Source organism: Klebsiella quasivariicola (assembly GCF_002269255.1).
GTDB classification, from domain to species: Bacteria; Pseudomonadota; Gammaproteobacteria; order Enterobacterales; family Enterobacteriaceae; genus Klebsiella; species Klebsiella quasivariicola.
On the sequence record NZ_CP022823.1, the window covers coordinates 568142 to 592381 of the forward strand.

The window sequence follows — 24240 nt, forward strand, 5'->3', positions numbered from 1 at the left end:
CCGATGAACAAAGAAATTTTGGCTGTTGTTGAAGCCGTTTCCAACGAAAAAGCGCTGCCGCGTGAGAAAATTTTCGAAGCGCTGGAAAGCGCGCTGGCAACGGCCACCAAGAAAAAATACGAACAAGAGATCGACGTTCGCGTAGAAATCGACCGCAAGAGCGGCGATTTCGATACTTTCCGTCGCTGGCTGGTAGTTGAAGAAGTCACCCAGCCGACGCGTGAGATCACTCTCGAAGCCGCGCGTTTTGAAGATGAAAGCATGAACGTCGGCGACTATGTCGAAGATCAGATTGAATCTGTTACCTTCGACCGTATCACCACGCAGACCGCTAAACAGGTTATCGTGCAGAAAGTCCGCGAAGCAGAGCGCGCGATGGTGGTCGATCAGTTCCGCGAGCACGAAGGTGAGATCATCACCGGCGTGGTGAAAAAAGTGAACCGCGACAACATCACTCTGGATCTGGGTAACAACGCTGAAGCCGTGATCCTGCGTGAAGATATGCTGCCGCGTGAAAACTTCCGTCCGGGCGACCGCATTCGCGGCGTATTGTACGCTGTCCGTCCGGAAGCGCGTGGCGCCCAGCTGTTCGTGACCCGTTCCAAACCTGAGATGCTGATCGAATTGTTCCGCATCGAAGTGCCGGAAATCGGTGAAGAAGTGCTGGAGATCAAAGCGGCGGCTCGCGATCCGGGTTCTCGTGCCAAAATCGCGGTGAAAACCAACGACAAGCGCATCGACCCGGTTGGCGCTTGCGTCGGTATGCGCGGTGCGCGCGTGCAGGCTGTGTCGACTGAGCTGGGCGGCGAACGCATCGATATCGTCCTGTGGGATGATAACCCGGCGCAGTTCGTCATTAATGCTATGGCGCCGGCAGATGTCGCGTCCATCGTGGTGGATGAAGATAAACACACCATGGATATCGCGGTAGAAGCGGGCAACCTGGCGCAGGCGATTGGCCGTAACGGCCAGAACGTCCGCCTGGCTTCGCAGCTCAGCGGCTGGGAACTCAACGTGATGACCGTTGACGATCTGCAGGCTAAGCACCAGGCGGAAGCGCATGCCGCTATCGATACCTTCACCAAATATCTCGATATTGATGAAGATTTCGCGACAGTGCTGGTTGAAGAAGGCTTCTCCTCGCTGGAAGAGCTGGCCTATGTGCCGATGAAAGAACTGCTGGAAATCGACGGTCTGGATGAAGCCACCGTTGAAGCACTTCGTGAGCGTGCGAAAAACGCACTGACTACGCTGGCGCTAGCTCAGGAAGAGAGCCTGGGCGATAACAAACCTGCCGATGATCTGTTGAATCTGGAAGGTTTGGATCGTGCCCTGGCATTCAAACTGGCTGCCCGTGGTGTTTGTACGCTGGAAGATCTCGCCGAGCAGGGCGTTGATGACCTGGCTGATATCGAAGGGATGACCGACGAGAAAGCTGGCGAGCTCATCATGGCCGCTCGCAACATTTGTTGGTTCGGCGACGAAGCGTAATAAACTGTAGCAGGAAGGAACAGCATGACAGATGTGACTATTAAAGCGCTGGCCTCAGAAATTCAGACCTCTGTGGATCGCCTGATACAGCAATTTGCTGACGCAGGTATTCGCAAATCGGCTGATGATTCTGTGACCGCGCAAGAGAAACAAACTTTGTTGACGCACCTGAACCGTGAACACGGCTCGGCGCCAGACAAGCTGACGTTGCAGCGTAAAACGCGCAGTACGTTGAATATTCCAGGTACCGGTGGAAAGAGTAAATCGGTACAAATCGAAGTCCGCAAGAAACGCACCTTTGTGAAACGCGATCCGCAAGAGGCTGAACGCCTGGCCGCGGAAGAGCAGGCGCAGCGTGAAGCGGAAGAGCAGGCCCGTCGTGAAGCTGAAGAAGCAGCAAAACGCGAGGCGCAATTAAAAGCTGAACGTGAGGCCGCAGAACAAGCTAAACGTGAAGTCGCTGATAAAGCGAAACGTGAAGCTGCGGAAAAAGACAAAGTGAGCAATCAACATACCGACGAAATGACCAAAACCGCCCAGGCTGAAAAGATCCGCCGTGAGAACGAAGCCGCGGAACTGAAGCGCAAATCGGAAGAAGAAGCACGCCGCAAACTTGAAGAAGAAGCGCGCCGTGTAGCGGAAGAAGCACGCCGTATGGCAGAAGAAAACGAAAAAAATTGGTCTGAAACGTCAGACAGCCCGGAAGATAGCAGCGACTATCACGTCACCACGTCACAGCATGCTCGTCAGGCTGAAGATGATAACGATCGTGAAGTCGAAGGCGGCCGTGGCCGTAGCCGTAGCAGCAAAGCGGCACGTCCGGCGAAGAAAGGCAACAAACACGCTGAATCTAAAGCTGACCGTGAAGAAGCCCGTGCGGCCGTTCGCGGTGGTAAAGGCGGTAAGCACCGTAAAGGTTCCGCTCTGCAGCAGGGCTTCCAGAAGCCGGCGCAGGCCGTTAACCGTGACGTTATCATCGGCGAAACCATCACCGTTGGTGAACTGGCTAACAAGATGGCGGTGAAAGGTTCTCAGGTCATCAAAGCGATGATGAAGCTGGGCGCGATGGCGACCATCAACCAGGTCATCGACCAGGAAACCGCGCAGCTGGTTGCCGAAGAGATGGGCCACAAAGTTATCCTGCGTCGTGAAAACGAACTGGAAGAAGCAGTAATGAGCGACCGTGACACCGGCGCTGCGGCTGAACCGCGCGCACCGGTTGTGACCATCATGGGTCACGTTGACCACGGTAAAACCTCGCTGCTGGACTACATTCGTTCGACCAAGGTTGCCTCCGGTGAAGCGGGTGGTATTACCCAGCACATCGGTGCTTACCACGTCGAAACCGACAACGGCATGATCACCTTCCTGGATACCCCGGGCCACGCCGCGTTTACTTCCATGCGTGCTCGTGGTGCGCAGGCGACGGATATCGTGGTTCTGGTGGTGGCGGCAGACGACGGCGTGATGCCGCAGACTATCGAAGCTATCCAGCACGCTAAAGCGGCGCAGGTGCCGGTGGTCGTGGCGGTGAACAAAATCGATAAGCCAGAAGCCGATCCGGACCGCGTCAAGAACGAACTGTCCCAGTACGGCATCCTGCCGGAAGAGTGGGGCGGCGAGAGCCAGTTCGTCCACGTTTCCGCGAAAGCCGGTACCGGTATCGACGACCTGCTGGACGCGATCCTGCTGCAGGCTGAAGTTCTCGAACTGAAAGCGGTTCGTAACGGGATGGCGAGCGGCGCGGTCATCGAATCCTTCCTCGATAAAGGTCGTGGTCCGGTGGCTACCGTTCTGGTTCGCGAAGGTACCCTGCATAAGGGCGATATCGTCCTGTGTGGCTTTGAGTATGGCCGCGTACGTGCGATGCGTGACGAACTGGGCCGCGAAGTGCTGGAAGCGGGTCCGTCCATTCCGGTGGAAATCCTCGGTCTGTCCGGTGTGCCGGCTGCCGGTGATGAAGTGACCGTGGTTCGTGACGAGAAGAAAGCACGTGAAGTGGCGCTGTATCGTCAGGGCAAATTCCGTGAAGTTAAGCTCGCGCGTCAGCAGAAATCTAAGCTGGAAAACATGTTCGCGAACATGACCGAAGGCGAAGTTCACGAAGTGAATATCGTGCTGAAAGCGGACGTACAGGGTTCTGTCGAAGCGATTTCCGATTCCTTACTGAAACTGTCTACCGACGAAGTGAAAGTGAAGATCATCGGTTCCGGCGTAGGTGGTATCACCGAAACCGACGCCACCCTGGCGGCTGCGTCCAACGCGATTCTGGTTGGCTTCAACGTTCGTGCTGATGCCTCTGCGCGTAAAGTTATCGAAGCGGAAAGCCTGGATCTGCGTTACTACTCCGTCATCTATAACCTGATCGACGAAGTGAAAGCGGCGATGAGCGGCATGCTGTCTCCGGAACTGAAACAGCAGATCATCGGTCTGGCTGAAGTGCGTGATGTCTTTAAATCGCCGAAGTTCGGCGCTATCGCGGGCTGTATGGTTACCGAAGGGACGATCAAACGTCACAACCCAATCCGCGTTCTGCGCGACAACGTGGTTATCTATGAAGGCGAGCTGGAATCCCTGCGTCGCTTCAAAGATGACGTTAACGAAGTCCGTAACGGCATGGAATGTGGTATCGGTGTGAAGAACTACAACGACGTTCGCGTTGGCGATATGATTGAAGTGTTCGAAATCATCGAAATTCAGCGTAGCATCGATTAATCATCGGATGGCTAAGCAGCCGGGGAAGCGAAGCGCCACCCGGCAATCATTTTAAAAAGGGGCTTTTGGCCCCTTTTTTGTCTTTATTCTGGAGAATTTATTATGGCGAAAGAATTTGGTCGCCCGCAGCGCGTGGCCCAGGAGATGCAAAAAGAGATTGCCATCATCCTGCAGCGTGAAATTAAAGATCCGCGTCTGGGCATGATGACCACCGTTTCCGGTGTGGAAATGTCCCGTGACCTGGCCTATGCCAAAGTGTATGTCACCTTCCTGAACGACAAAGATGAAGCCGCGGTGAAAGCGGGCATCAAAGCGCTGCAGGAAGCCTCTGGCTTTATCCGCTCTCTGCTGGGTAAAGCGATGCGTCTGCGCATCGTACCGGAACTGACTTTCTTCTACGACAACTCACTGGTGGAAGGGATGCGCATGTCCAACCTGGTTACCAGCGTGGTGAAACACGACGATGAGCGCCGTGTGAACCCGGACGACAGCAAGGAGGACTGATGAGTCGTCCTCGTCGTCGCGGTCGCGACGTGCACGGCGTGTTGTTGCTGGACAAGCCTCAGGGTGCCTCCAGCAACGATGTGCTGCAGAAAGTAAAGCGTATTTATAACGCCAACCGCGCCGGGCATACCGGCGCGCTGGATCCGTTGGCGACCGGTATGCTGCCGATCTGCCTTGGCGAAGCGACGAAATTTTCCCAGTATCTGCTGGACTCAGATAAACGCTACCGCGTGATCGCCAAACTGGGCCAGCGCACCGATACCTCCGATGCCGATGGCCAGGTGGTGGAAGAGCGTCCGCTGACCTTTAGCGACGAACAGCTGGCGGCGGCGCTGGACAGCTTCCGCGGCGAGACGCAGCAGGTGCCATCGATGTATTCGGCGCTGAAATATCAGGGTAAGAAGCTGTACGAATATGCTCGCCAGGGGATTGAGGTCCCGCGGGAAGCCCGGCCGATTACGGTCTACGAGCTGCTGTTTATTCGCCATGAAGGCGATGAGCTGGAGCTGGAGATCCACTGCTCGAAAGGCACCTACATCCGGACGATTATCGATGATTTAGGTGAGAAGCTCGGCTGCGGCGCGCACGTGATTTTCCTGCGTCGCCTGGCGGTGAGTAAATACCCGGTTGAGCGGATGGTGACCCTTGAGCAGCTGCAGGCGCTGGTCGATCAGGCGGCGGCGCAGGATATTCCTGCCGCGCAGCTGCTCGATCCGCTGCTGATGCCCATGGACAGCCCGGCTTCAGATTACCCGCTGGTGACGATTCCGGAGACTTCCGCAGTCTACTTTAAGAACGGTAACCCGGTACGCCAGTCAGGCGCGCCGCTTAACGGCCTGGTACGGGTGATGGAAAGCGAATCCGGCAAGTTTCTCGGCATGGGCGAAATTGACGATGAAGGCCGCGTGGCGCCGCGTCGTCTGGTGGTGGAATACCCGGCGTAAGCGCTTTTCTTGCGATAAAAGCCTGCTACGAGTAGAATATCGCCGCTTAACGTCCGCTAACGTGTTTTAACATTTTCGGGCGTTGCATCAGGGGTCGCTGAATTAGAGATCGGCACCCTTTCTTTCTTTTAATTTTTGGAGTTCTAAAATGTCTCTAAGCGTTGAAGCTAAAGCAAAAATCGTTTCTGAGTTTGGTCGTGGCGAAAACGACAGCGGTTCTACCGAAGTTCAGGTTGCACTGCTGACCGCACAGATCAACCACCTGCAGGGCCACTTTGCAGAGCACAAAAAAGATCACCACAGCCGTCGTGGTCTGCTGCGCATGGTTTCTCAGCGTCGTAAACTGCTCGACTACCTGAAACGTAAAGATGTTGCACGTTACTCTGCGCTGATCGAGCGTCTGGGTCTGCGTCGCTAATTCTGCGAGTTTCAGAAAAAGGGGCCTGACGGCCCCTTTTTTCGACCGGGCGGCAGCAATTCATTCAAAACTCATGTATTGTTGCTAGTAATGATCTTCATGCAGAGGTTCGCGCGGCTAATGAGAGGCTTCATCCGCAGGGGCGGGTAAAGGTTGTCATTAGTCGCGAGGATGCAGAGGATCGGGTCAATAGACGCTATGTCCTAGATATGGCGTGATTTATAGATAAAAAGGATAGAATTTTGCTTAATCCGATCGTTCGTAAATTCCAGTACGGCCAGCATACCGTGACTCTGGAAACCGGCATGATGGCGCGCCAGGCAACGGCCGCTGTGATGGTTAGCATGGATGACACCGCGGTATTCGTGACCGTTGTGGGTCAGAAAAAAGCGAAGCCAGGCCAGGACTTTTTCCCGCTGACTGTTAACTACCAGGAGCGTACCTACGCTGCTGGTAAAATCCCGGGTGGTTTCTTCCGTCGTGAAGGCCGTCCAAGCGAAGGCGAAACCCTGATCGCGCGTCTGATTGACCGCCCGGTTCGCCCGCTGTTCCCGGAAGGCTTCGTTAACGAAGTTCAGGTTATCGCTACCGTTGTTTCCGTTAACCCGCAGGTTAACCCGGATATCGTCGCGATGATCGGCGCCTCCGCAGCGCTGTCGCTGTCTGGTATTCCGTTCAATGGCCCAATCGGCGCCGCGCGCGTGGGTTACATCAACGACCAGTACGTACTGAACCCAACCCAGGAAGAGCTGAAGTCCAGCAAACTGGATCTGGTGGTTGCCGGTACCGAAGCGGCTGTGCTGATGGTTGAATCCGAAGCTGAACTGCTGAGCGAAGACCAGATGCTGGGCGCGGTGGTCTTTGGCCACGAGCAGCAGCAGATTGTTATTCAGAACATCAACGACCTGGTGAAAGAAGCCGGTAAACCGCGTTGGGATTGGCAGCCGGAAGCCGTCAACGAGGCGCTGAACGCGCGCGTTGCTGCGCTGGCTGAATCCCGCCTGAGCGATGCTTACCGTATCACCGACAAACAAGAGCGTTACGCTCAGGTTGACGTGATCAAATCTGAAACCATCGCCACGCTGGTTGCTGAAGATGAAACCCTGGACGCTAACGAGCTGGGTGAGATTCTGCACGCTATCGAGAAAAACGTGGTTCGTAGCCGCGTACTGGCAGGCGAGCCGCGTATCGATGGTCGCGAAAAAGATATGATCCGTGGTCTGGACGTTCGTACCGGCGTACTGCCGCGTACTCACGGTTCCGCACTGTTCACCCGCGGCGAAACGCAGGCGCTGGTTACCGCGACTCTGGGTACCGCACGCGATGCGCAGAACATTGACGAACTGATGGGCGAGCGTACCGACTCCTTCCTGTTCCACTACAACTTCCCTCCGTACTCCGTAGGCGAAACTGGCATGGTGGGTTCTCCGAAGCGTCGTGAAATCGGTCACGGTCGTCTGGCGAAGCGCGGCGTACTGGCCGTGATGCCGACTATTGAAGAATTCCCGTACACCGTTCGCGTGGTATCGGAAATCACCGAATCTAACGGTTCTTCTTCCATGGCTTCTGTCTGCGGTGCTTCTCTGGCGCTGATGGACGCCGGCGTGCCGGTAAAAGCCGCTGTGGCGGGTATCGCCATGGGCCTGGTGAAAGAAGGCGACAACTTCGTCGTGCTGTCTGACATCCTGGGTGACGAAGACCACCTCGGCGATATGGACTTCAAAGTCGCGGGTTCCCGCGATGGTATCTCTGCGCTGCAGATGGATATCAAAATTGAAGGTATCACCAAAGAAATCATGCAGGTTGCTCTGAACCAGGCTAAAGGTGCGCGTCTGCACATCCTGGGCGTGATGGAACAGGCGATTAACGCGCCGCGCGGCGACATCTCTGAATTCGCACCGCGTATCCACACCATCAAGATCAACCCGGACAAGATCAAAGACGTTATCGGTAAAGGCGGTTCTGTTATCCGTGCCCTGACCGAAGAAACCGGCACCACCATCGAAATCGAAGATGACGGTACCGTGAAGATCGCAGCGACCGACGGTGATAAAGCGCAACACGCTATCCGTCGTATTGAAGAGATCACCGCTGAGATCGAAGTTGGCCGTATCTACAATGGTAAAGTAACCCGTATCGTTGACTTTGGCGCATTCGTTGCCATCGGCGGCGGTAAAGAAGGTCTGGTCCACATCTCACAGATCGCTGACAAGCGCGTTGAGAAAGTGACTGACTATCTGCAGATGGGTCAGGAAGTGCCGGTTAAGGTTCTGGAAGTTGACCGTCAGGGCCGTGTCCGTCTGAGCATTAAAGAAGCAACTGAACAGACTCCGTCTGCCGCAGCGCCGGAAGCTCCGGCCGCCGAGCAGGGCGAGTAAGGTTGCCGTTAGCCCTCCGCTTTTGCGGAGGGCGTTTTACGGGCAGGACGCCTCGTTTGCAGCCGGGGAACAGGACGTTCATCCAATCGTTGTCTTCGGGAGTGGGAAATGAAGCCTTTTTTGCGCTGGTGTTTCGTGGCGACAGCTCTCACGCTGGCAGGATGCAGTAGCACCGCCTGGCGTAAGGACGCCGTCCTCGCAGTACCATTGCAACCGACTTTACAGCAAGAAGTGATTCTGGCACGCATGGAACAAATTCTTGCCAGTCGGGCTTTATCCGATGACGAACGCGCACAGCTTTTATATGAGCGCGGAGTGTTGTATGATAGTCTCGGTCTGAGGGCATTAGCGCGAAATGATTTTTCACAAGCGCTGGCAATCCGACCCGATATGCCTGAAGTATTTAACTACTTAGGCATTTACTTAACGCAGGCAGGCAATTTTGATGCTGCCTATGAAGCGTTTGATTCTGTACTTGAGCTTGATCCAACTTACAACTACGCGCACTTGAACCGCGGTATCGCCCTGTATTACGGCGGCCGGGCTAAGTTAGCGCAAGATGATCTGCTGGCGTTTTATCAAGACGATCCCAATGATCCTTTCCGTAGCCTGTGGCTTTATATCGCCGAGCGTAAACTCGACGAGAAGCGGGCGCTTGAAGCACTCAGAGAGCGCTTAAACAAGTCGGACAAAGAACAATGGGGATGGAACATTGTCGAGTTCTACCTTGGCGACATTAGCGAAAAAGAGCTGATGACTCGTCTGAAGGCAGACGCAACGGATAACACCTCGCTCGCTGAGCATCTCAGTGAAACCAACTTCTATTTAGGTAAGTACTACCTAAGTCTGGGGGACAAGGACAGCGCTACGGCACTGTTCAAACTGGCGGTCGCCAACAACGTACACAACTACGTTGAGCACCGATACGCATTGTTGGAATTATCGCTCTTGGGCCAGGAGCAAGATGACCTGGCAGAATCGGACCAGCAATAGCTGACGAACACATCAGCCCATAGTTTTTTGCTTGCCATCACCTTCGCGGGTGAGGGCGTTGTTGTTCGTTAATACACCTACTTTGAGCCGGTTCACACTTTTCAATGAAAATTACCGTAAATTTTCACGATGAGTTATGTAGACTGGCCGCCATTAATTTTGAGGCACACGTACTACATGGCTGAATTCGAAACCACTTTTGCAGATCTGGGCCTGAAGGCTCCTATCCTTGAAGCGCTCACCGATCTGGGTTACGAAAAACCATCTCCGATCCAGGCTGAGTGCATTCCGCATCTGCTGGACGGCCGCGATGTTCTGGGTATGGCCCAGACCGGTAGCGGTAAAACCGCAGCGTTCTCTTTACCGCTGCTGAACAACATTGATCCTGAGCTAAGAGCACCGCAGATTCTGGTGCTGGCGCCGACCCGCGAGCTGGCGGTACAGGTTGCTGAAGCAATGACGGAATTCTCTAAACATATGCGCGGCGTGAACGTGGTTGCCCTGTACGGCGGCCAGCGTTATGACGTGCAGCTGCGCGCCCTGCGTCAGGGGCCGCAGATCGTCGTCGGTACCCCGGGTCGTCTGCTGGACCACCTGAAGCGCGGCACCCTGGACCTCTCTAAACTGAGCGGCCTGGTACTGGATGAAGCAGATGAAATGCTGCGCATGGGCTTTATCGAAGACGTAGAAACCATTATGGCGCAGATCCCGGAAGGGCATCAGACCGCGCTGTTCTCCGCCACCATGCCGGAAGCGATTCGTCGCATTACCCGCCGCTTTATGAAAGAGCCGCAGGAAGTGCGCATTCAGTCCAGCGTCACTACGCGTCCGGACATCAGCCAGAGCTACTGGACTGCTTACGGCATGCGTAAAAACGAAGCGCTGGTGCGTTTCCTGGAAGCGGAAGATTTTGATGCGGCGATTATCTTCGTTCGTACCAAAAACGCGACCCTGGAAGTGGCTGAAGCGCTGGAGCGTAATGGCTATAACAGCGCAGCGCTGAACGGCGACATGAACCAGGCGCTGCGTGAGCAGACCCTGGAGCGTCTGAAAGACGGTCGTCTGGATATCCTGATTGCGACTGACGTTGCAGCCCGCGGTCTGGACGTTGAGCGTATCAGCCTGGTGGTGAACTACGACATCCCGATGGATTCTGAATCCTACGTTCACCGTATCGGCCGTACCGGTCGTGCCGGTCGTGCTGGCCGCGCGCTGCTGTTCGTTGAGAACCGCGAGCGTCGTCTGCTGCGCAACATCGAACGCACAATGAAGCTGACCATTCCTGAAGTGGAACTGCCGAACGCAGAGCTGCTGAGCAAGCGTCGTCTGGAAAAATTCGCCGCGAAAGTTCAGCAGCAGCTGGAAAGCAGCGATCTGGATCAGTACCGTGCGCTGCTGGCGAAAATCCAGCCGACGGCGGAAGGCGAAGAGCTGGACGTGGAAACGCTGGCTGCTGCGCTGCTGAAGATGGCTCAGGGTGAACGTTCGCTGATCGTTCCGCCGGATGCGCCGATGCGTCCTAAGCGTGAGTTCCGTGACCGCGACGATCGCTTCGAGCGTCGTGGCGACCGTAACGATCGCGCTCCGCGCGGCGATCGCGAAGATCGTCCGAAGCGTGAGCGTCGTGACGTAGGTGATATGGAACTGTATCGCATTGAAGTGGGTCGCGATGACGGCGTTGAAGTACGTCATATCGTTGGCGCGATTGCCAATGAAGGCGATATCAGCAGCCGTTACATCGGTAACATCAAGCTGTTCGCTTCTCACTCCACTATCGAACTGCCGAAAGGGATGCCGGGCGAAGTGCTGCAGCACTTTACTCGTACCCGCATCCTGAACAAACCGATGAACATGCAGCTGCTGGGCGATGCGCAGCCGCGCACTGAACGTCGTGGCGGCGGTGAGCGTCGTGAAGGCGGTCGTGGCTTCGGCGGTGAGCGTCGTGAAGGCGGCCGTGGCTTCGGTGGTGAGCGTCGTGAAGGCGGTCGTGGTGATGGTCGTCGTTTCAGCGGCGAACGTCGTGAAGGCCGTGCGCCGCGTCGTGATGATGCATCCGCGCCGCGCCGTGATGACTCTGCCGGTCGCCGTCGCTTCGGTGGCGATGCGTAATTAACGCAGCCCGTTAGCGTAAACTAAATAATACAGCCCCGATCGTCATGATTGGGGCTTTTTTTATTTCTTTTGTACTCGTGTACTGGTACAGTGCGTCATGCTCAACGTGAGCGAAGTATTTTCGACTGGAGATTTCGGTAAATGGCGACACTAACCACTACGGCAACCCGTCCGTCCTTGTTTGGCGGCGTGGTGATTATCGGCGGCACGATTATCGGCGCGGGCATGTTCTCGCTGCCGGTGGTGATGTCCGGCGCGTGGTTCTTCTGGTCGCTGGCGGCGCTGGTCTTCACCTGGTTCTGCATGTTGCACTCCGGTCTGATGATCCTGGAGGCCAACCTTAACTACCGCATCGGCTCCAGCTTCGACACCATCACCAAAGACCTGCTCGGCAAGGGCTGGAACCTGGTGAACGGCGTGTCGATCGCCTTTGTACTGTATATCCTGACCTATGCCTATATCTCAGCCAGCGGCTCGATCCTCCACCACACTTTTAGCGAGATGTCGCTGAACGTGCCGGCGCGCGCGGCGGGCTTCGGCTTTGCGCTGCTGGTGGCGTTTATCGTCTGGATGAGCACCAAAGCGGTGAGTCGTATGACGGCCATTGTGCTCGGCGCCAAGGTGATCACTTTTTTTCTGACTTTCGGCAGCCTGCTGGGGCACGTCGAGCCGACGACGCTGTTTAACGTCGCGGAAAAGAACGCTTCCTACGCGCCCTATCTGCTGATGACGCTGCCGTTTTGTCTGGCCTCATTTGGCTACCATGGCAACGTGCCGAGTCTGATGAAATACTATGGTAAAGATCCGCGGACCATCATCCGCTGCTTAACCTACGGTACGCTGCTGGCGCTGGGTCTGTACGTGGTATGGCTGCTGGTGACGATGGGGAACATCCCGCGTCCGCAGTTTATCGACATCGCGCAGAAGGGCGGCAACATTGATGTGCTGGTGCAGGCGCTGAGCGGCGTGCTGAACAGCCGGAGTCTGGATCTGCTGCTGGTGGTGTTCTCTAACTTTGCCGTCGCCAGTTCGTTTCTCGGCGTGACGCTGGGGCTGTTCGACTACCTGGCGGATCTGTTTGGCTTTGACGATAGCGCGATGGGGCGCTTTAAAACCGCGCTGTTGACCTTTATCCCGCCGATGATCGGCGGGCTGGTGAAACCAGATGGTTTCCTTTACGCCATCGGCTATGCCGGCCTGGCGGCGACCATCTGGGCGGCGATTGTGCCGGCGCTGCTGGCCCGCGCCTCACGCCAACGCTTCGGTAGCCCACTGTTCCGCGTGTGGGGCGGAACGCCGATGATTGTGCTGATCCTGCTGTTTGGCCTCGGCAACGCCGTTGTACACATCCTGTCGAGCGTTAATCTGCTGCCGGTGTATCAGTAACGTTATTGCCCGGTGGCGCGACGTCCACCGGGCTGACGTGTGTGTTACCCCAACAATTCCTCTTTCACCTGCATCGCCAAATCAAACGAATGCAGGCGAGCCTGGTGGTCGAAGATCTGGCCATTGACCATAATTTCGTCCGCCTCGGTTTCGCGCAGAATCGACGCTAAGCCGTGGCGGACTTTGTTTTTATCGCCAACCAGCGACATGCTCAGTGCCTGCTGCACACCATACTGCTCGGATGCAGACCACAGCTGATGCATATTTTCCACCGGCGGCGGCAGCTGCCCGGTCTCGCCGCGGCGCAGCTTCACAAACGCCTGCTGCATAGAGGTAAAGAGGAATTCCGCATCGCGATTACTGTCGGCGGCAATGATATTGATGCATACCATGGCGTACGGTTTTTCCAGCCGCGCCGAAGGTTTGAAATTGCTGCGATACAGATGCAGGGCCTGGAACAACATATCCGGCGCGAAATGCGAGGCGAACGCGAACGGCAGGCCGAGCTGCGCCGCCAGCTGGGCACTGTACAGGCTCGATCCCAGCAGCCATACCGGAATACGCTCCCCGTAACCGGGAACCGGGCGCACGTGCGGGTTTGGATCGCAGGCGTCAAACCAGTCCACCAGCTCCGCCACGTCGCGCGGGAAGTTATCGACATCGCCGCTCATATGGCGGCGCAGGGCACGCATGGTCGGCTGATCGCTGCCTGGCGCGCGGCCAAGGCCGAGATCGATCCGCCCGGGATAAAGGGTATTCAGGGTGCCGAACTGTTCGGCGATCACCAGCGGTGAGTGGTTGGGCAGCATTACGCCGCCGGACCCGAGATGCAGGGTGGAGGTGTTGGCGGCGAGATAGCCTATCAGCACCGAAGTCGCCGCACTGGCAATGCCGACCATATTATGGTGCTCCGCCAGCCAGTAGCGGTGATAGCCGCGCGATTCGGCCAGCCGGGCGAGATCCAGAGAGTGGGTAAAGGCTTCTTTGGCAGAAGAACCTTGCGGGATCGGCGCCAGATCGAGCACCGAGAACGGAACAGATTTGTCAGTCATAAAGGCTCACTTTGCTACAGCATCGTCATCAGATTGAAGGTCTTCTTCCAGCCTGGCGCATCCTGGACGCGCCAGCCAGAAAAGCTGCATCTTTAATAATGCATTAAAATCTGAGCACTGTTGTTAACAAAGTGAGCGGTTTATCAGGGCTGCAGCGCCAGCCCGGGCAGCCGTTTCCAGTAGCCGTTGCAATCACTATTGCTGGTAAGATCCAGCGGCGCAGCACCGTTTTCGTTGGCGCGGAAGGCCTCGAGCATAGCGAAGGTCTCATTGCCCATCGGCGACAGGCGCACCATATCCACCAGACCATGCATGGACGTCAGCTCATTGCCCAGGTTATAGACGTAGCCGCTCATGGTCTGGATACCGTTGAGCACGAAGACCTGCTGGTTCTCCTGCGACAGCATGCTGCGCCCGGTCGGGTACTTGATGCAGCAGGTTTCGCATTCATCCTTTGGCCGGTCTTCCGAGCGGGCGGTAAAGCAGCGCGCGGAATAGGCCAGCGGCAGATGGCCGTAGCTCAGTACTTCGACTTCAAACTGGTTGCGAATGCCCAGCTCTTCGCACTGGGTCAGTAAATTTGCCAGCCAGTCGCGGGAAAGCTCCACCGGCATGCACCAGCGTACCATCCCCTGTTTTAGCAGCAGGCGCAGGGTGACGGCGTTGTAGCAGTTTAGCGCATGACCAGCGACGAACGGCAGCTTGCGTTCGGCGCAGAGGTTCACTACCCCCAAATCGCTGGCCTCGATCAGAAACTCGCCATTCTCGACATAGCGCTTCAGCTCGCCCAGCTCAGAGGAGGCCTGCACCAGCGCGAGGGTAGACAGCACGACCTGCTTGCCGCTACCGGCCAGCGCTTTTGCCATCTCGATCCAGTCGCCAACTTTGGTGGCGCGGCGTTTGCTGCACACGGCTTCGCCGAGATAAATGGTGTCGGCGCTACTGTTTGCCGCCTGCTGGTAAAAATCTTCCAGCGTCTCTTTTGGCCAGTAGTACAGCACCGGCCCTAATGAATATTTCATGTTTCTCACTGCCATTTACGGTGGTAGGCGCCAAGGGTGGTTTGTGTCCCTTCAGACATGGAGCCGAGGGTGTCCATCCATGCGGATTGCGGCACGAAATTCTGCGGATCGGCTTTGCAGCGATCGATTGCCTGACGCCAGACTTTTGCCACCTGGGTAACATATGCCGGGCTGCGCTGGCGTCCTTCGATTTTCACCGAGGCGATATTGGCGGCCATCAGCTCCGGCAACAGCTCGAGGGTGTTGAGGCTGGTGGGCTCTTCCAGCGCATGATAGCGCTCGCCGTCGACCAGGTAGCGGCCTTTACACAGCGTCGGATATCCGGCGTTCTCACCATCCTGATAGCGATCGATCAGCACTTCGTTGAGGCGCGACTCCAGCCCCTGCGGCGTTTGCTGCCAGCGCACGAAGCGGGCAGGCGAACAGGCGCCAACGGTATTCGGCGACTCCCCGGTCAGGTAGGAAGAGAGATAGCAGCGGCCTTCCGCCATGATGCACAGGCTGCCGAAGGCGAAGACTTCCAGCGGTACCGGCGTGGCGCGGGCTAACTGTTTCACCTGATGAATAGACAGGACGCGCGGCAGCACAACGCGCGCGACGTCGAAGTTGCGGTGGTAGAAGCGAATCGCTTCTTCATTGGTGGCGGAAGCCTGCACCGAAACGTGACGCTCAATATGTGGATAGCGTTCCGCGGCGTACTCCAGCATGGCGATATCGGCCAGGATCAGCGCATCGGCGCCCAGCTGGGCGGCCATATCCACCGCGCGTTGCCAGCGAGCGTAGCCGTCCGGGTGGGCAAAGGTGTTGATCGCGATATGCAGTTTACGACGGTGCTGATGCACAAAGTTGACGGCTTCCTGCAGTTTCTTTTCGGTGAAATTAAGGCCGGCAAAGTGGCGGGCGTTGGTGTCATCTTTCAGCCCGATATAGACGGCATCGGCGCCGTTTTCGATGGCCGCCTTAAGCGCCGGAAGGTTACCGGCTGGGCAGAGCAGCTCCATAATTTTTCCTGAAAAATGCGGCCCGTCAGGGACGCTGATTGGTTAACGAGCAGGGATTTTAGTTAACCTTCTGGTGACAATTTTTGATTTGAGGCAGTTAAAAGTGTATTGGCGGCGCCAATAACTGACGGCCGTCATCGCGTTTTTGTTGATTTACGCCGCTATGTTGTTTATGTGATATGGCACAATAGCGGAACAATTGCATTCATGGAGTAAAGCTTGTGTTGGATAAACTGCGTTCCCGGCTGGTCCACTTTGGCCCGTCTTTACTGAGCGTGCCGGTTAAGCTGGCGCCTTTTGCCCTCAAGCGCCAGGTGCTGGAGCAAGTGCTAAGCTGGCAGTTCCGTCAGGCGCTGGCAGAAGGCGAGCTGGAGTTTCTCGAGGGGCGCTGGTTAAGTATTCATGTGCGTGACATCGGTCTGCTGTGGTATACCTCGGTAGTCGATGGGCGCCTGGTGGTCAGCCAGCAGGCCGACGCCGACGTCAGCTTCAGCGCCGACGCCAGCGATCTGTTAATGATTGCCGCGCGCAAGCAGGATCCGGATACGCTATTCTTCCAGCGTCGTCTGGTGATCGAAGGCGATACGGAGCTGGGGCTGTATGTAAAAAATTTGATGGACGCCATTGAGCTCGAGCAGATGCCAAAAGCGCTGCGCGTGATGTTGCTGCAACTGGCGGATTTTGTCGAAGCTGGACTGAAGAGCCCGCAGAAACCTGAACAGACATCGGTAGGTGAGGCATGCTGATTCGAGTGGAGATTGGGATTGATGCACCGGGAATCGACGCACTGCTGCGTCGTACCTTCGGCCGCGATGCCGAAGCGCAGCTGGTGCACGATCTGCGTGAAGATGGACTGATCACGCTGGGGGTGGTGGCGACGGATGATGAAGGCCAGGTGATCGGCTACGTTGCTTTTAGCCCGGTGGCGGTGGAAGGTGAAGAGCTGCAGTGGGTTGGCCTGGCGCCGCTGGCGGTGGATGAACAATACCGTGGGCAGGGCATTGGCCGGCAGCTGGTCTATGAAGGGCTGGATTCGCTAAATGAGTTTGGCTATGCCGCGGTGGTGACGCTGGGCGATCCGGAATTGTACCGTCGCTTCGGCTTTGAACCGGCAGCACGCTTCGATCTACGCTGCCGCTGGCCGGATAGCGCAGAAGCGTTTCAGGTTCACCGTCTGGCGGATGACGCCCTTAACGGGGTACACGGTCAGGTGGAATATAGCGATCACTTTAATCGTCTTTGAGCCTTGCCAGCAGGATTTCGAAGGTACCCTCTCCGGCAACGAGGCGCTCTTTATCGCGCTTCGTTAGCTGCTTAACACGATATTCCAGTCGCAAAGCAAGTGAGTGTTCACCAACCTCATGGCTAAAGGCCAGCTGTAGGTCGCCTTTGCCACGCAACGCCTTCGCGCCTTTCCCCGTCTGATGCTGGCGAAAGCGGCGCGGCACATCGGTCGTGATGCCGGTATAGAGGCGATTATCCGCGGTTCGAATGAGATACAGAAACCAGCACACGGTCACAAAGTCGGTATGGTAAGGTGTGTGCACCATAGCATAATGGAGAAGAAAATGGATACGCTTGCTGCCATTGGTCGCTGGCTGAATAAACAGCATGTCGTCACCTGGTGCGTTTCGCGCGACGACGAGCTGTGGTGTGCCAATGCTTTTTACGTTTATGACCCCGAGACGGTGGCCTTCTATCTGCTCAGCGATGAACATACGCGCCACGGTCAGATGACCGGTGAGCGGGCGAAAGTGGCCGGCACGGTCAACGGCCAGCCAAAAACCGTGGCCCTGATCCGCGGCGTGCAGTTCAAAGGCGAGATCCGTCGGCTGAGCGGCGACGAAGAGGCACGGATGCGCCAGCGCTACGTCAGACGCTTTCCGGTGGCCCGCATGCTGTCGGCACCGGTATGGGAAATTCGTCCGGACGAAATAAAGTTCACCGACAACACGCTGGGCTTTGGGAAAAAATTACACTGGCGGCGTGATGCCAGCGCCGAGCAGGCGTAACGCTTCACGATTAAAGGCCGGCAGATCGTCCGGCGTTCTGCTGGTGACCAGCTGTTCGTTATCGACCACCACCTCCTGGTCGTAAAACTCGCCCCCGGCGTTTTTCACATCCACCACAATCGGTTTCACCGCGGTGAGCTTACGCCCGCGGATCACATCGGCGCTGATCAGCAGCTGCGGGCCGTGGCAGATGGCAAACACCGGCTTACCGCCGTTGACAAAATCGCGGGTAAAGGTGACGAAGCGTTCATCCCCGCGCAGCTGGTCAGGGGAATAGCCCCCGGGCAGCAACAAGGCATCAAACTCACCCGGTGTGACGTCATCGATGGCCCGATCGATAGCCACCTCTGCTTCTCCCTGTTTACCTTTCACCGTCTTGCCAGCCTGCTTTTCGATCGTCACAACCTGATGCCCGGCGAGCTTGAAGGCGTCGGCGGGAGAGGTAAATTCAGAATCTTCAAAGTCATCGGTAATGAGCACGGCTATCTTTTTACTCATGCTTCCTCCGCTATCTGGATGGTCAATGAGGTAATTCCATGATGATGGTGGATACTTACCTTGTAAGGTATTAAGCCTGGAACATGAGCCCGAAAGTGCAAGGCGGAGAATTCTGTAAAGGAGAATCAATGAGTCAGGTATTATTGACCGGCGCGACCGGGTTAGTTGGTGGTCACTTACTTCGGCTGCTGCAGAATGAGCCGAGCATCAGCACCATTGCTGCGCCGACGCGGCGCCCGCTGGCGCCAGCGGAAGGTGTCTTTAATCCTCACGATCCCCAGCTGACCGATGCCCTGGCGCAGGTGGTCGACCCGGTGGATATCGTCTTCTGCTGTCTGGGAACAACGCGCCGGGAGGCCGGGAGCAAAGAGGCTTTTGTCCATGCCGATTACACGCTGGTGGTTGATACCGCGCTGACCGGCAAACGGCTGGGTGCGCAACATATGCTGGTGGTCAGTGCGATGGGCGCCAATGCCCACTCGCCGTTTTTCTACAATCGGGTGAAGGGTGAAATGGAGGCGGCGCTGATCGATCAGGGCTGGCCGCGGCTGACCATTGCCAGGCCGTCGATGCTGTCGGGTGAGCGGGAAAAAAAACGGACCAATGAGACCTTACTCGCACCGCTTTTTCGGCTCCTGCCGGGGAACTGGAAAGCCATCGCGGCCCGCGATGTGGCAATTGCCCTGCTGGCGGAGGCATTGTCGCCCACCCACGAAGGGGTGCAAATTCTCACCTCATCCCAGTTGCGGGCGCGCGCCGCGCGACAGACGGAATAGCGGTTTGCAAACGCAGGCTTCCGGCGTAGTATTCACGGCTTCAATTCATATCCACATTTCTTGCTGGGGAATGCTATGACTGGTCAGTCTTCATCTCAGGCGGCGTCACCGTTTCAATGGTGGAAACCCGCGCTTTTCTTTCTTGTCGTCATTGTTGGTCTGTGGATCGTCAAATGGCAACCCTACTACGGGAAGGCCTTTACCGCTGCGGAAACCCACAGTATCGGTAAATCCATTCTCGCCCAGGCCGACGCTAACCCGCTGAAGGCGGCGTGGGACTACGCGATAGTTTATTTCCTTGCCGTCTGGAAAGCGGCGGTGCTCGGCGTGCTGCTCGGGTCGTTGATCCAGGTGATACCCCGCGACTGGCTGCTGCGTACGCTTGGGCAATCGCGGTTTCAGGGGACGCTGCTGGGGACGATTTTCTCGCTGCCGGGCATGATGTGTACCTGTTGCGCTGCCCCGGTTGCGGCCGGGATGCGCAAACAGCAGGTGTCGATGGGCGGAGCGCTGGCGTTCTGGATGGGCAACCCGCTGCTCAACCCGGCGACACTGGTGTTTATGGGTTTTGTTCTGGGCTGGCAGTTTGCGCTGATTCGTCTGGTGGCGGGCCTGGCGACGGTATTGATTGTGGCGACCCTGGTGCAGAAATGGGTAACAGAGGCGGCGACGCAGCCGGCTGTGGTGCCTGATGCACAGCCGGACGCGGCCCAGGGCGGCTTCTTGAGTCGCTGGCTGCGGGCGCTGTGGACGCTGTTCTGGAACACGATCCCGGTTTATATCCTCGCGGTACTGGCGCTGGGAGCGGCGCGCGTCTGGTTGTTCCCGCACGCCGATGGCGTGGTGGATAATACGTTGTTCTGGGTCATTGCGATGGCGATAGCCGGCTGCCTGTTTGTGATCCCCACCGCGGCGGAAATTCCAATTGTGCAAACGATGATGCTGGCGGGAATGGGAATGGCGCCGGCGCTGGCGCTGCTCATCACTCTGCCGGCCGTGAGCGTGCCGTCGCTGATTATGCTGCGTAAAGCCTTCCCGGCCAAAGCGCTGTGGCTGACGGGCGGACTGGTGGCGCTGTGTGGAGCGATCGTTGGCGCGCTGGCGCTGATATAGTTCGGCGTAAACGTATGGATAGCCGGATTGGATGGCGGCGACGCCTTACCCGGCTTCCAACGGACAGGGAATGCTAGCCCGGCTACGCGCAGCGCCAGCCGGGAGACTGCAGGTTTATTTGATGTAGGTAAAGGCGGTGGTCACCCGGGACACGCCGCTCACCCGGCTGGCAATATCGGCGGCCGCCCGGCCTTCACGATCGGTTACCAGTCCCATCAGGAAGACTTCGCTGTTTTCCGTGGTGACCTTCACATTCGACGATTTGACCTGATCGGTGCTCAGGAGCTGCGAACGCACCTTGGTGGTGATCCAGGTATCAGACGAGGCGGTCCCTAAACCAATCGGCTGGCCCTGACGCACTTCATTAAACACTTCCGTGGTCCCTTCCACACCCATAGCGATTTGCTTGGCGCGGGCAGAGAGATCCGGCGTCGGCGACTGACCGGTTAGCAGGACTTTGCCCTGATAAGCGGTAACGTTGATGCGGGCCTGTTTTTTAATCTGTTCATCTTTCGACAAGGCGCTATTGACGCGCAGTTCCAGGGTGCTGTCATCGACCTGGGTTCCCACCGTACGCGGGTCCGTTGCGGCTTTGGTGCCGACTGCTGCCGTTCCGACTACCGCGGCGGCAACGCAGCCCTGCAGCAGTAGTGCAGAAAGCAGGATGGCGAGGGGCGAGAGAGCCTTCATGTGTTCTCCTTAATCGTCCTGGTGTGGAAAAAGGGTGTTATCTATCAAATCGCACAGACAGTTGACGGTCAGCATATGCATCTCCTGAATACGCGCGCTGCGATGCGAGGGGATGCGGATTTCGACATCCTGCTGACCTAAGAGGCCAGCCAGCTCACCGCCGTCATAGCCGGTTAACGCGACGATGGTCATGTCGCGGGTCACAGCGGCTTCCACCGCTTTGACAATATCCCGGCTGTTACCGCGTGTGGAGATCGCCAACAGCACATCGCCGGCGTGTCCCAGGGCGCGCACCTGCTTGGCGTAGATCTCGTCATGCAGGCGATCGTTAGCGATGGCAGTTAAGACCACATTATCGGTATTTAGTGCAATGGCAGGTAAACCAGGGCGTTCCGTTTCAAAACGATTAATCATGCTGGCAGCAAAATGCTGTGCGTTGGCGGCGGAGGTGCCATTACCACAACAGAGGATTTTGTTGCCGTTGAGCAGGGACTGTACAAGCGTCATCGCCGCCCGGGAGATGGCGTCCGGGAGGGCTTCCGCTGCGGCAATTTGGGTTTGAATGCTTTCGGTAAAGCAGGCTTTGATTCTGTCGAGCACGGGATCCCTTACTTCTGGTATTACGCTATTCGCCAAAGGCGTTTTTTAGCCATTGGATGTCGTTTCCGGTGAAGGCTACCACATCGAAACGGCAATCCACAGTCTCAAAGCTCCCATTCTGTCGGCAGAGCCACAAACGGGCGGCTTTAAGCAGTCGTTGTTGTTTTTGCGGGGTGACGCTGGCCGCCGCGTCACCGTACCGGGCGCTACGGCGGTAGCGCACCTCGACAAAAACGGTGACGGCGCCGTCGCGCATGATGAGATCAATTTCGCCGCCACGCTCGCGGGCATTAGCGGCGATAAAACGCAGGCCCTGGCCTTCCAGCCAGCGGCGAGCCTGGTTTTCCCAGGCATCGCCAGTCTGTTTGCTTAGCTGGCCGGAACGATTTTTCCCTGCTGGTACTTGAGCCATGACAGTTTCCTGTTAATCACGCAGTCCTGGGTGGCCGTCAGATCGCCGGTATTGCCGTTCAGCTCGAAGCCCGGCGTTTGGCGCATTTGCGTGAAGTGGTTCGCCAGTGACCAGGCGTCAGCTCCCATGGCATACAGGCGCGCCAGCGAGTAGTCATTACGTACAGCGGACAGCGCCTGCTGCATCAGCGCCGGGTTGCTGCCGGCCAGCATCGGGATCTCACTATACTGCAGCCCTTCCATCTCCAGACGGAAATCCGGCCCTGCGGTGCCCTGGGCGCTGCGCGAGCTGGCGTACAGGGTGACATTGTTTTGACTGCCGTTGCGCATGGCGATCATGGGTTTGATATAGGCAATCTGTTCCGGGGTGGCGAGGATATAGGCGGCGTCCACGCTGCCGCCGCTGCTCACCGGCATCTCATCCGCACTGCCGAGGGAACTGTTCTGGGCCGAAGGCAGGGTGGAGACCGGGGTGCCGGTCAGCGCAATGCCCCCTCCGCCGTTGACGCCGGCGCGCAGCTCGGCCGTGGATCCAAAACGCTGCTGCAGGACGCTGGCGCCGCCCAGCTTCAGCCACTCGTCGGCGAAGGCGCTAACCACACGATCGCCCAGCGCGCCGCGCGGAACCAGTAGCAGCGGCGTCTGTTTGCCCTGTTGGTGGATATGTCGGGCAGCGTCACGCGCTTCGTCTTCCGGAGAAAGCGCGAAATAGCAGAGGTTAGCGCGGCTCTCGACTTTCTCCGGCTGGTTGAGGGCCAGCACGTTGAGCGGCGTGTTGCTCTTGATAACCTCTTCGACGTTCTCTTTCAGCAATGGCCCGACGACCAGGGTGGCGCCGTCCTGCTGTGCCTGGGCGAGTAGCTGGCTTATCGGCTGGCTGGTGGTATCGTAAATTTTCAGTTCCGCAGAGGGGTTGGCGGCGGTGGCCACCACGGGCTGAGGCTGTGCGGTCGGGGCGGTGACCGGCTGGGTAACCGGGGAAGCGGTGGTCTGCGGCGTGGCGGATGCTGCCGGCGCCTGGGCTGCCGGTTCCGCGGCAGGCGCCGCCTGGTCTTGTGTCGGGGCCTGCACCGGTTCAGCGCGGCTTCCGGTGGCGGTAAGATCGCTGATTTCTGCCTGCGACGGACTCACCACATCATCATTACCGGAGACATTCGCCGCCTGGGCGACCTGGGCGGGAACCGCGCTGCCCGTCACCGACGGCGCGCCATTTTTGGCGGCTTCGAAGCCCTGCTGGATAGTACGGCCGAAAATCGACGCCTGGCCGTTCAGCGGCAGGAAAAGCGCAATCTTGTTGGTGGACGCGGGCTTATAGTTTTGCATGTTCACCAGCGCCGTCGGCAGCATTTTTGCGCCCGGGTTTTGCGGATAGCGCGTCTGCCAGTCTTTAACGCCCGCTTTCAGCAGGGTCGGATCGTTGCGGTTGTCAAACCACATCCGCTGCAGATCCAGCCAGCCCTGAAGGGTATTTTCATCGGCATTGATCACCAAAGCATTGGCCTGATCCTGGGTCATTGTCGTCAGCGCTTGCCAGGTCGCGTCGATATTTTTCTGGCGCTGTTTGGCATCGCTCAGCAGCGGCTGCTGGGCGATTAATGCGCGCAGCAGGCTAACCGACGGTTTGCCCTGGCTGGCATCGATTTGCGCCTGCCAGTAGCGCGCCTGCTGTGGCGGCTCCATGCTTGCCGGGTCGAGTTTAGACAGCAGAGTCCGGGCGCCCTGAAAATCGTTTTGCGCCAGCTTCACTTCCACCGCCAGCAGCGCCTGTTCACGGGCCTGGGTGCTGTTCAGGTTCGACGGCAGCTGGTTAAACAGGTCGATGGCCTGCTGTTTCTTGCCTTCCTGCAGCAGTGCACGAATGGCGAGTAATTGCCAGTTGGTCTTGCTATCATTCGTGCTTTGCTGCATCTGCTGCAAGTAGAAACTGGAGTTGGCCTGCGATGTACCCTGCATAAACGCCGTGCTTTGATCCTGCGTGTGGGTGCCGCAGCCAGCAAAAAGAAGCGTCGCCAGCAATACGGGCAGACAGCGCGCGGGCTTAGAACGAAGAAATGTTGACGGTACCATAAGTGTCCAGTGATATTTTTTTGGCTCAATGCTCAATATTAAATCGGCAATACGGAC

At 57.3% G+C, this 24240-nt stretch carries 24 protein-coding genes; 15 read left to right on the forward strand and 9 right to left on the reverse strand.

From position 1 onward, the window contains the following. Window positions 1-3: 3 nt before the first annotated feature. From nusA to mtr, 10 genes are all read left to right on the forward strand, one after another. On the forward strand, window positions 4-1491 hold the full coding sequence (nusA, locus tag B8P98_RS02890; protein WP_002918252.1) for a transcription termination factor NusA: 1488 nt from the start codon (window positions 4-6) through the stop codon (window positions 1489-1491). A gap of 24 nt (window positions 1492-1515) precedes the next feature. Beyond that, window positions 1516-4206, forward strand: coding sequence for a translation initiation factor IF-2 (gene infB, locus B8P98_RS02895; protein WP_008806629.1), 2691 nt, complete (start codon window positions 1516-1518; stop codon window positions 4204-4206). 102 nt (window positions 4207-4308) lie between these two features. Next, on the forward strand, window positions 4309-4710 hold the full coding sequence (rbfA, locus tag B8P98_RS02900; RefSeq protein WP_002918248.1) for a 30S ribosome-binding factor RbfA: 402 nt from the start codon (window positions 4309-4311) through the stop codon (window positions 4708-4710). Next, entirely contained in the window at window positions 4710-5654 is a 945-nt protein-coding gene (truB, locus tag B8P98_RS02905) for a tRNA pseudouridine(55) synthase TruB (protein ID WP_023291116.1), read from the forward strand. The genes rbfA and truB overlap by 1 nt, the downstream gene beginning before the upstream one ends. A gap of 148 nt (window positions 5655-5802) precedes the next feature. Continuing rightward, window positions 5803-6072, forward strand: a complete 270-nt coding sequence (rpsO, locus tag B8P98_RS02910; protein WP_002918244.1) for a 30S ribosomal protein S15 — start codon at window positions 5803-5805, stop codon at window positions 6070-6072. 242 nt (window positions 6073-6314) lie between these two features. After that, a complete protein-coding gene (gene pnp, locus B8P98_RS02920; RefSeq protein ID WP_004150944.1) occupies window positions 6315-8450 on the forward strand; it encodes a polyribonucleotide nucleotidyltransferase in 2136 nt (711 codons plus the stop codon). Window positions 8451-8558: 108 nt separating this feature from the next. Next, entirely contained in the window at window positions 8559-9443 is an 885-nt protein-coding gene (nlpI, locus tag B8P98_RS02925; RefSeq protein WP_002918241.1) for a lipoprotein NlpI, read from the forward strand. Window positions 9444-9547: 104 nt separating this feature from the next. Further along, on the forward strand, window positions 9548-9628 hold the full coding sequence (yrbN, locus tag B8P98_RS02930; protein WP_085903200.1) for a protein YrbN: 81 nt from the start codon (window positions 9548-9550) through the stop codon (window positions 9626-9628). Beyond that, a complete protein-coding gene (gene deaD, locus B8P98_RS02935) occupies window positions 9621-11552 on the forward strand; it encodes an ATP-dependent RNA helicase DeaD (protein ID WP_025712528.1) in 1932 nt (643 codons plus the stop codon). The genes yrbN and deaD overlap by 8 nt, the downstream gene beginning before the upstream one ends. Before the next feature lie 144 nt (window positions 11553-11696). After that, entirely contained in the window at window positions 11697-12941 is a 1245-nt protein-coding gene (gene mtr, locus B8P98_RS02940) for a tryptophan permease (RefSeq protein ID WP_080897334.1), read from the forward strand. Window positions 12942-12985: 44 nt separating this feature from the next. Here mtr and B8P98_RS02945 read toward each other — a convergent pair whose 3' ends face one another. From B8P98_RS02945 to ubiU, 3 genes are all read right to left on the reverse strand, one after another. Then, on the reverse strand, window positions 12986-13993 hold the full coding sequence (locus B8P98_RS02945; protein WP_080897335.1) for a luciferase-like monooxygenase: 1008 nt from the start codon (window positions 13991-13993) through the stop codon (window positions 12986-12988). A gap of 143 nt (window positions 13994-14136) precedes the next feature. Then, window positions 14137-15015 carry a U32 family peptidase gene (locus B8P98_RS02950; RefSeq protein ID WP_025712525.1) on the reverse strand — a complete coding sequence of 293 codons (879 nt, stop codon included), beginning with the start codon at window positions 15013-15015 and terminating at the stop codon, window positions 14137-14139. 5 nt (window positions 15016-15020) lie between these two features. Next, a complete protein-coding gene (ubiU, locus tag B8P98_RS02955; RefSeq protein WP_025712524.1) occupies window positions 15021-16016 on the reverse strand; it encodes a ubiquinone anaerobic biosynthesis protein UbiU in 996 nt (331 codons plus the stop codon). 221 nt (window positions 16017-16237) lie between these two features. Here ubiU and ubiT point away from each other — a divergent pair, with 221 nt between their 5' ends. Then, window positions 16238-16762 (forward strand): ubiquinone anaerobic biosynthesis accessory factor UbiT, encoded by a 525-nt coding sequence (gene ubiT, locus B8P98_RS02960; RefSeq protein ID WP_008806622.1) that lies wholly within the window; start codon window positions 16238-16240, stop codon window positions 16760-16762. After that, window positions 16756-17259 (forward strand): GNAT family N-acetyltransferase, encoded by a 504-nt coding sequence (locus B8P98_RS02965; protein ID WP_025712523.1) that lies wholly within the window; start codon window positions 16756-16758, stop codon window positions 17257-17259. The genes ubiT and B8P98_RS02965 overlap by 7 nt, the downstream gene beginning before the upstream one ends. On the opposite strand, the gene B8P98_RS02970 is transcribed toward B8P98_RS02965, so the two are convergent. Then, window positions 17246-17536 carry a GIY-YIG nuclease family protein gene (locus B8P98_RS02970; protein ID WP_025712522.1) on the reverse strand — a complete coding sequence of 97 codons (291 nt, stop codon included), beginning with the start codon at window positions 17534-17536 and terminating at the stop codon, window positions 17246-17248. The two genes, B8P98_RS02965 and B8P98_RS02970, sit on opposite strands and share 14 nt — an antisense overlap. A 48-nt stretch (window positions 17537-17584) precedes the next feature. Between B8P98_RS02970 and B8P98_RS02975 the strand changes: the two genes are divergently transcribed. Next, complete coding sequence (locus B8P98_RS02975; RefSeq protein WP_025712521.1) at window positions 17585-18028, forward strand: YhbP family protein; 444 nt, start codon at window positions 17585-17587, stop codon at window positions 18026-18028. On the opposite strand, the gene B8P98_RS02980 is transcribed toward B8P98_RS02975, so the two are convergent. Further along, window positions 17990-18526, reverse strand: coding sequence for a type 1 glutamine amidotransferase domain-containing protein (locus B8P98_RS02980; protein WP_008806618.1), 537 nt, complete (start codon window positions 18524-18526; stop codon window positions 17990-17992). The two genes, B8P98_RS02975 and B8P98_RS02980, sit on opposite strands and share 39 nt — an antisense overlap. 128 nt (window positions 18527-18654) lie before the next feature. Here B8P98_RS02980 and B8P98_RS02985 point away from each other — a divergent pair, with 128 nt between their 5' ends. Next, window positions 18655-19302 (forward strand): NAD(P)H-binding protein, encoded by a 648-nt coding sequence (locus B8P98_RS02985; RefSeq protein ID WP_025712520.1) that lies wholly within the window; start codon window positions 18655-18657, stop codon window positions 19300-19302. Between the two features lie 75 nt (window positions 19303-19377). Beyond that, entirely contained in the window at window positions 19378-20415 is a 1038-nt protein-coding gene (locus B8P98_RS02990) for a permease (protein ID WP_095032696.1), read from the forward strand. A gap of 114 nt (window positions 20416-20529) precedes the next feature. On the opposite strand, the gene dolP is transcribed toward B8P98_RS02990, so the two are convergent. Genes dolP through B8P98_RS03010 form a run of 4 tightly spaced genes read right to left on the reverse strand, consistent with a single transcriptional unit; the run spans window position 20530 to window position 24183 of the window. Beyond that, complete coding sequence (dolP, locus tag B8P98_RS02995; protein WP_002918214.1) at window positions 20530-21105, reverse strand: division/outer membrane stress-associated lipid-binding lipoprotein; 576 nt, start codon at window positions 21103-21105, stop codon at window positions 20530-20532. A gap of 9 nt (window positions 21106-21114) precedes the next feature. Next, window positions 21115-21705 (reverse strand): DnaA initiator-associating protein DiaA, encoded by a 591-nt coding sequence (gene diaA, locus B8P98_RS03000; RefSeq protein ID WP_002918211.1) that lies wholly within the window; start codon window positions 21703-21705, stop codon window positions 21115-21117. A gap of 25 nt (window positions 21706-21730) precedes the next feature. Beyond that, window positions 21731-22117: a YraN family protein gene (locus B8P98_RS03005; protein ID WP_008806614.1), complete on the reverse strand. Its 387-nt coding sequence runs from the start codon at window positions 22115-22117 to the stop codon at window positions 21731-21733. Next, window positions 22075-24183: a penicillin-binding protein activator gene (locus tag B8P98_RS03010; protein WP_095032697.1), complete on the reverse strand. Its 2109-nt coding sequence runs from the start codon at window positions 24181-24183 to the stop codon at window positions 22075-22077. The genes B8P98_RS03005 and B8P98_RS03010 overlap by 43 nt, the downstream gene beginning before the upstream one ends. Between the last annotated feature and the right edge of the window lie 57 nt (window positions 24184-24240).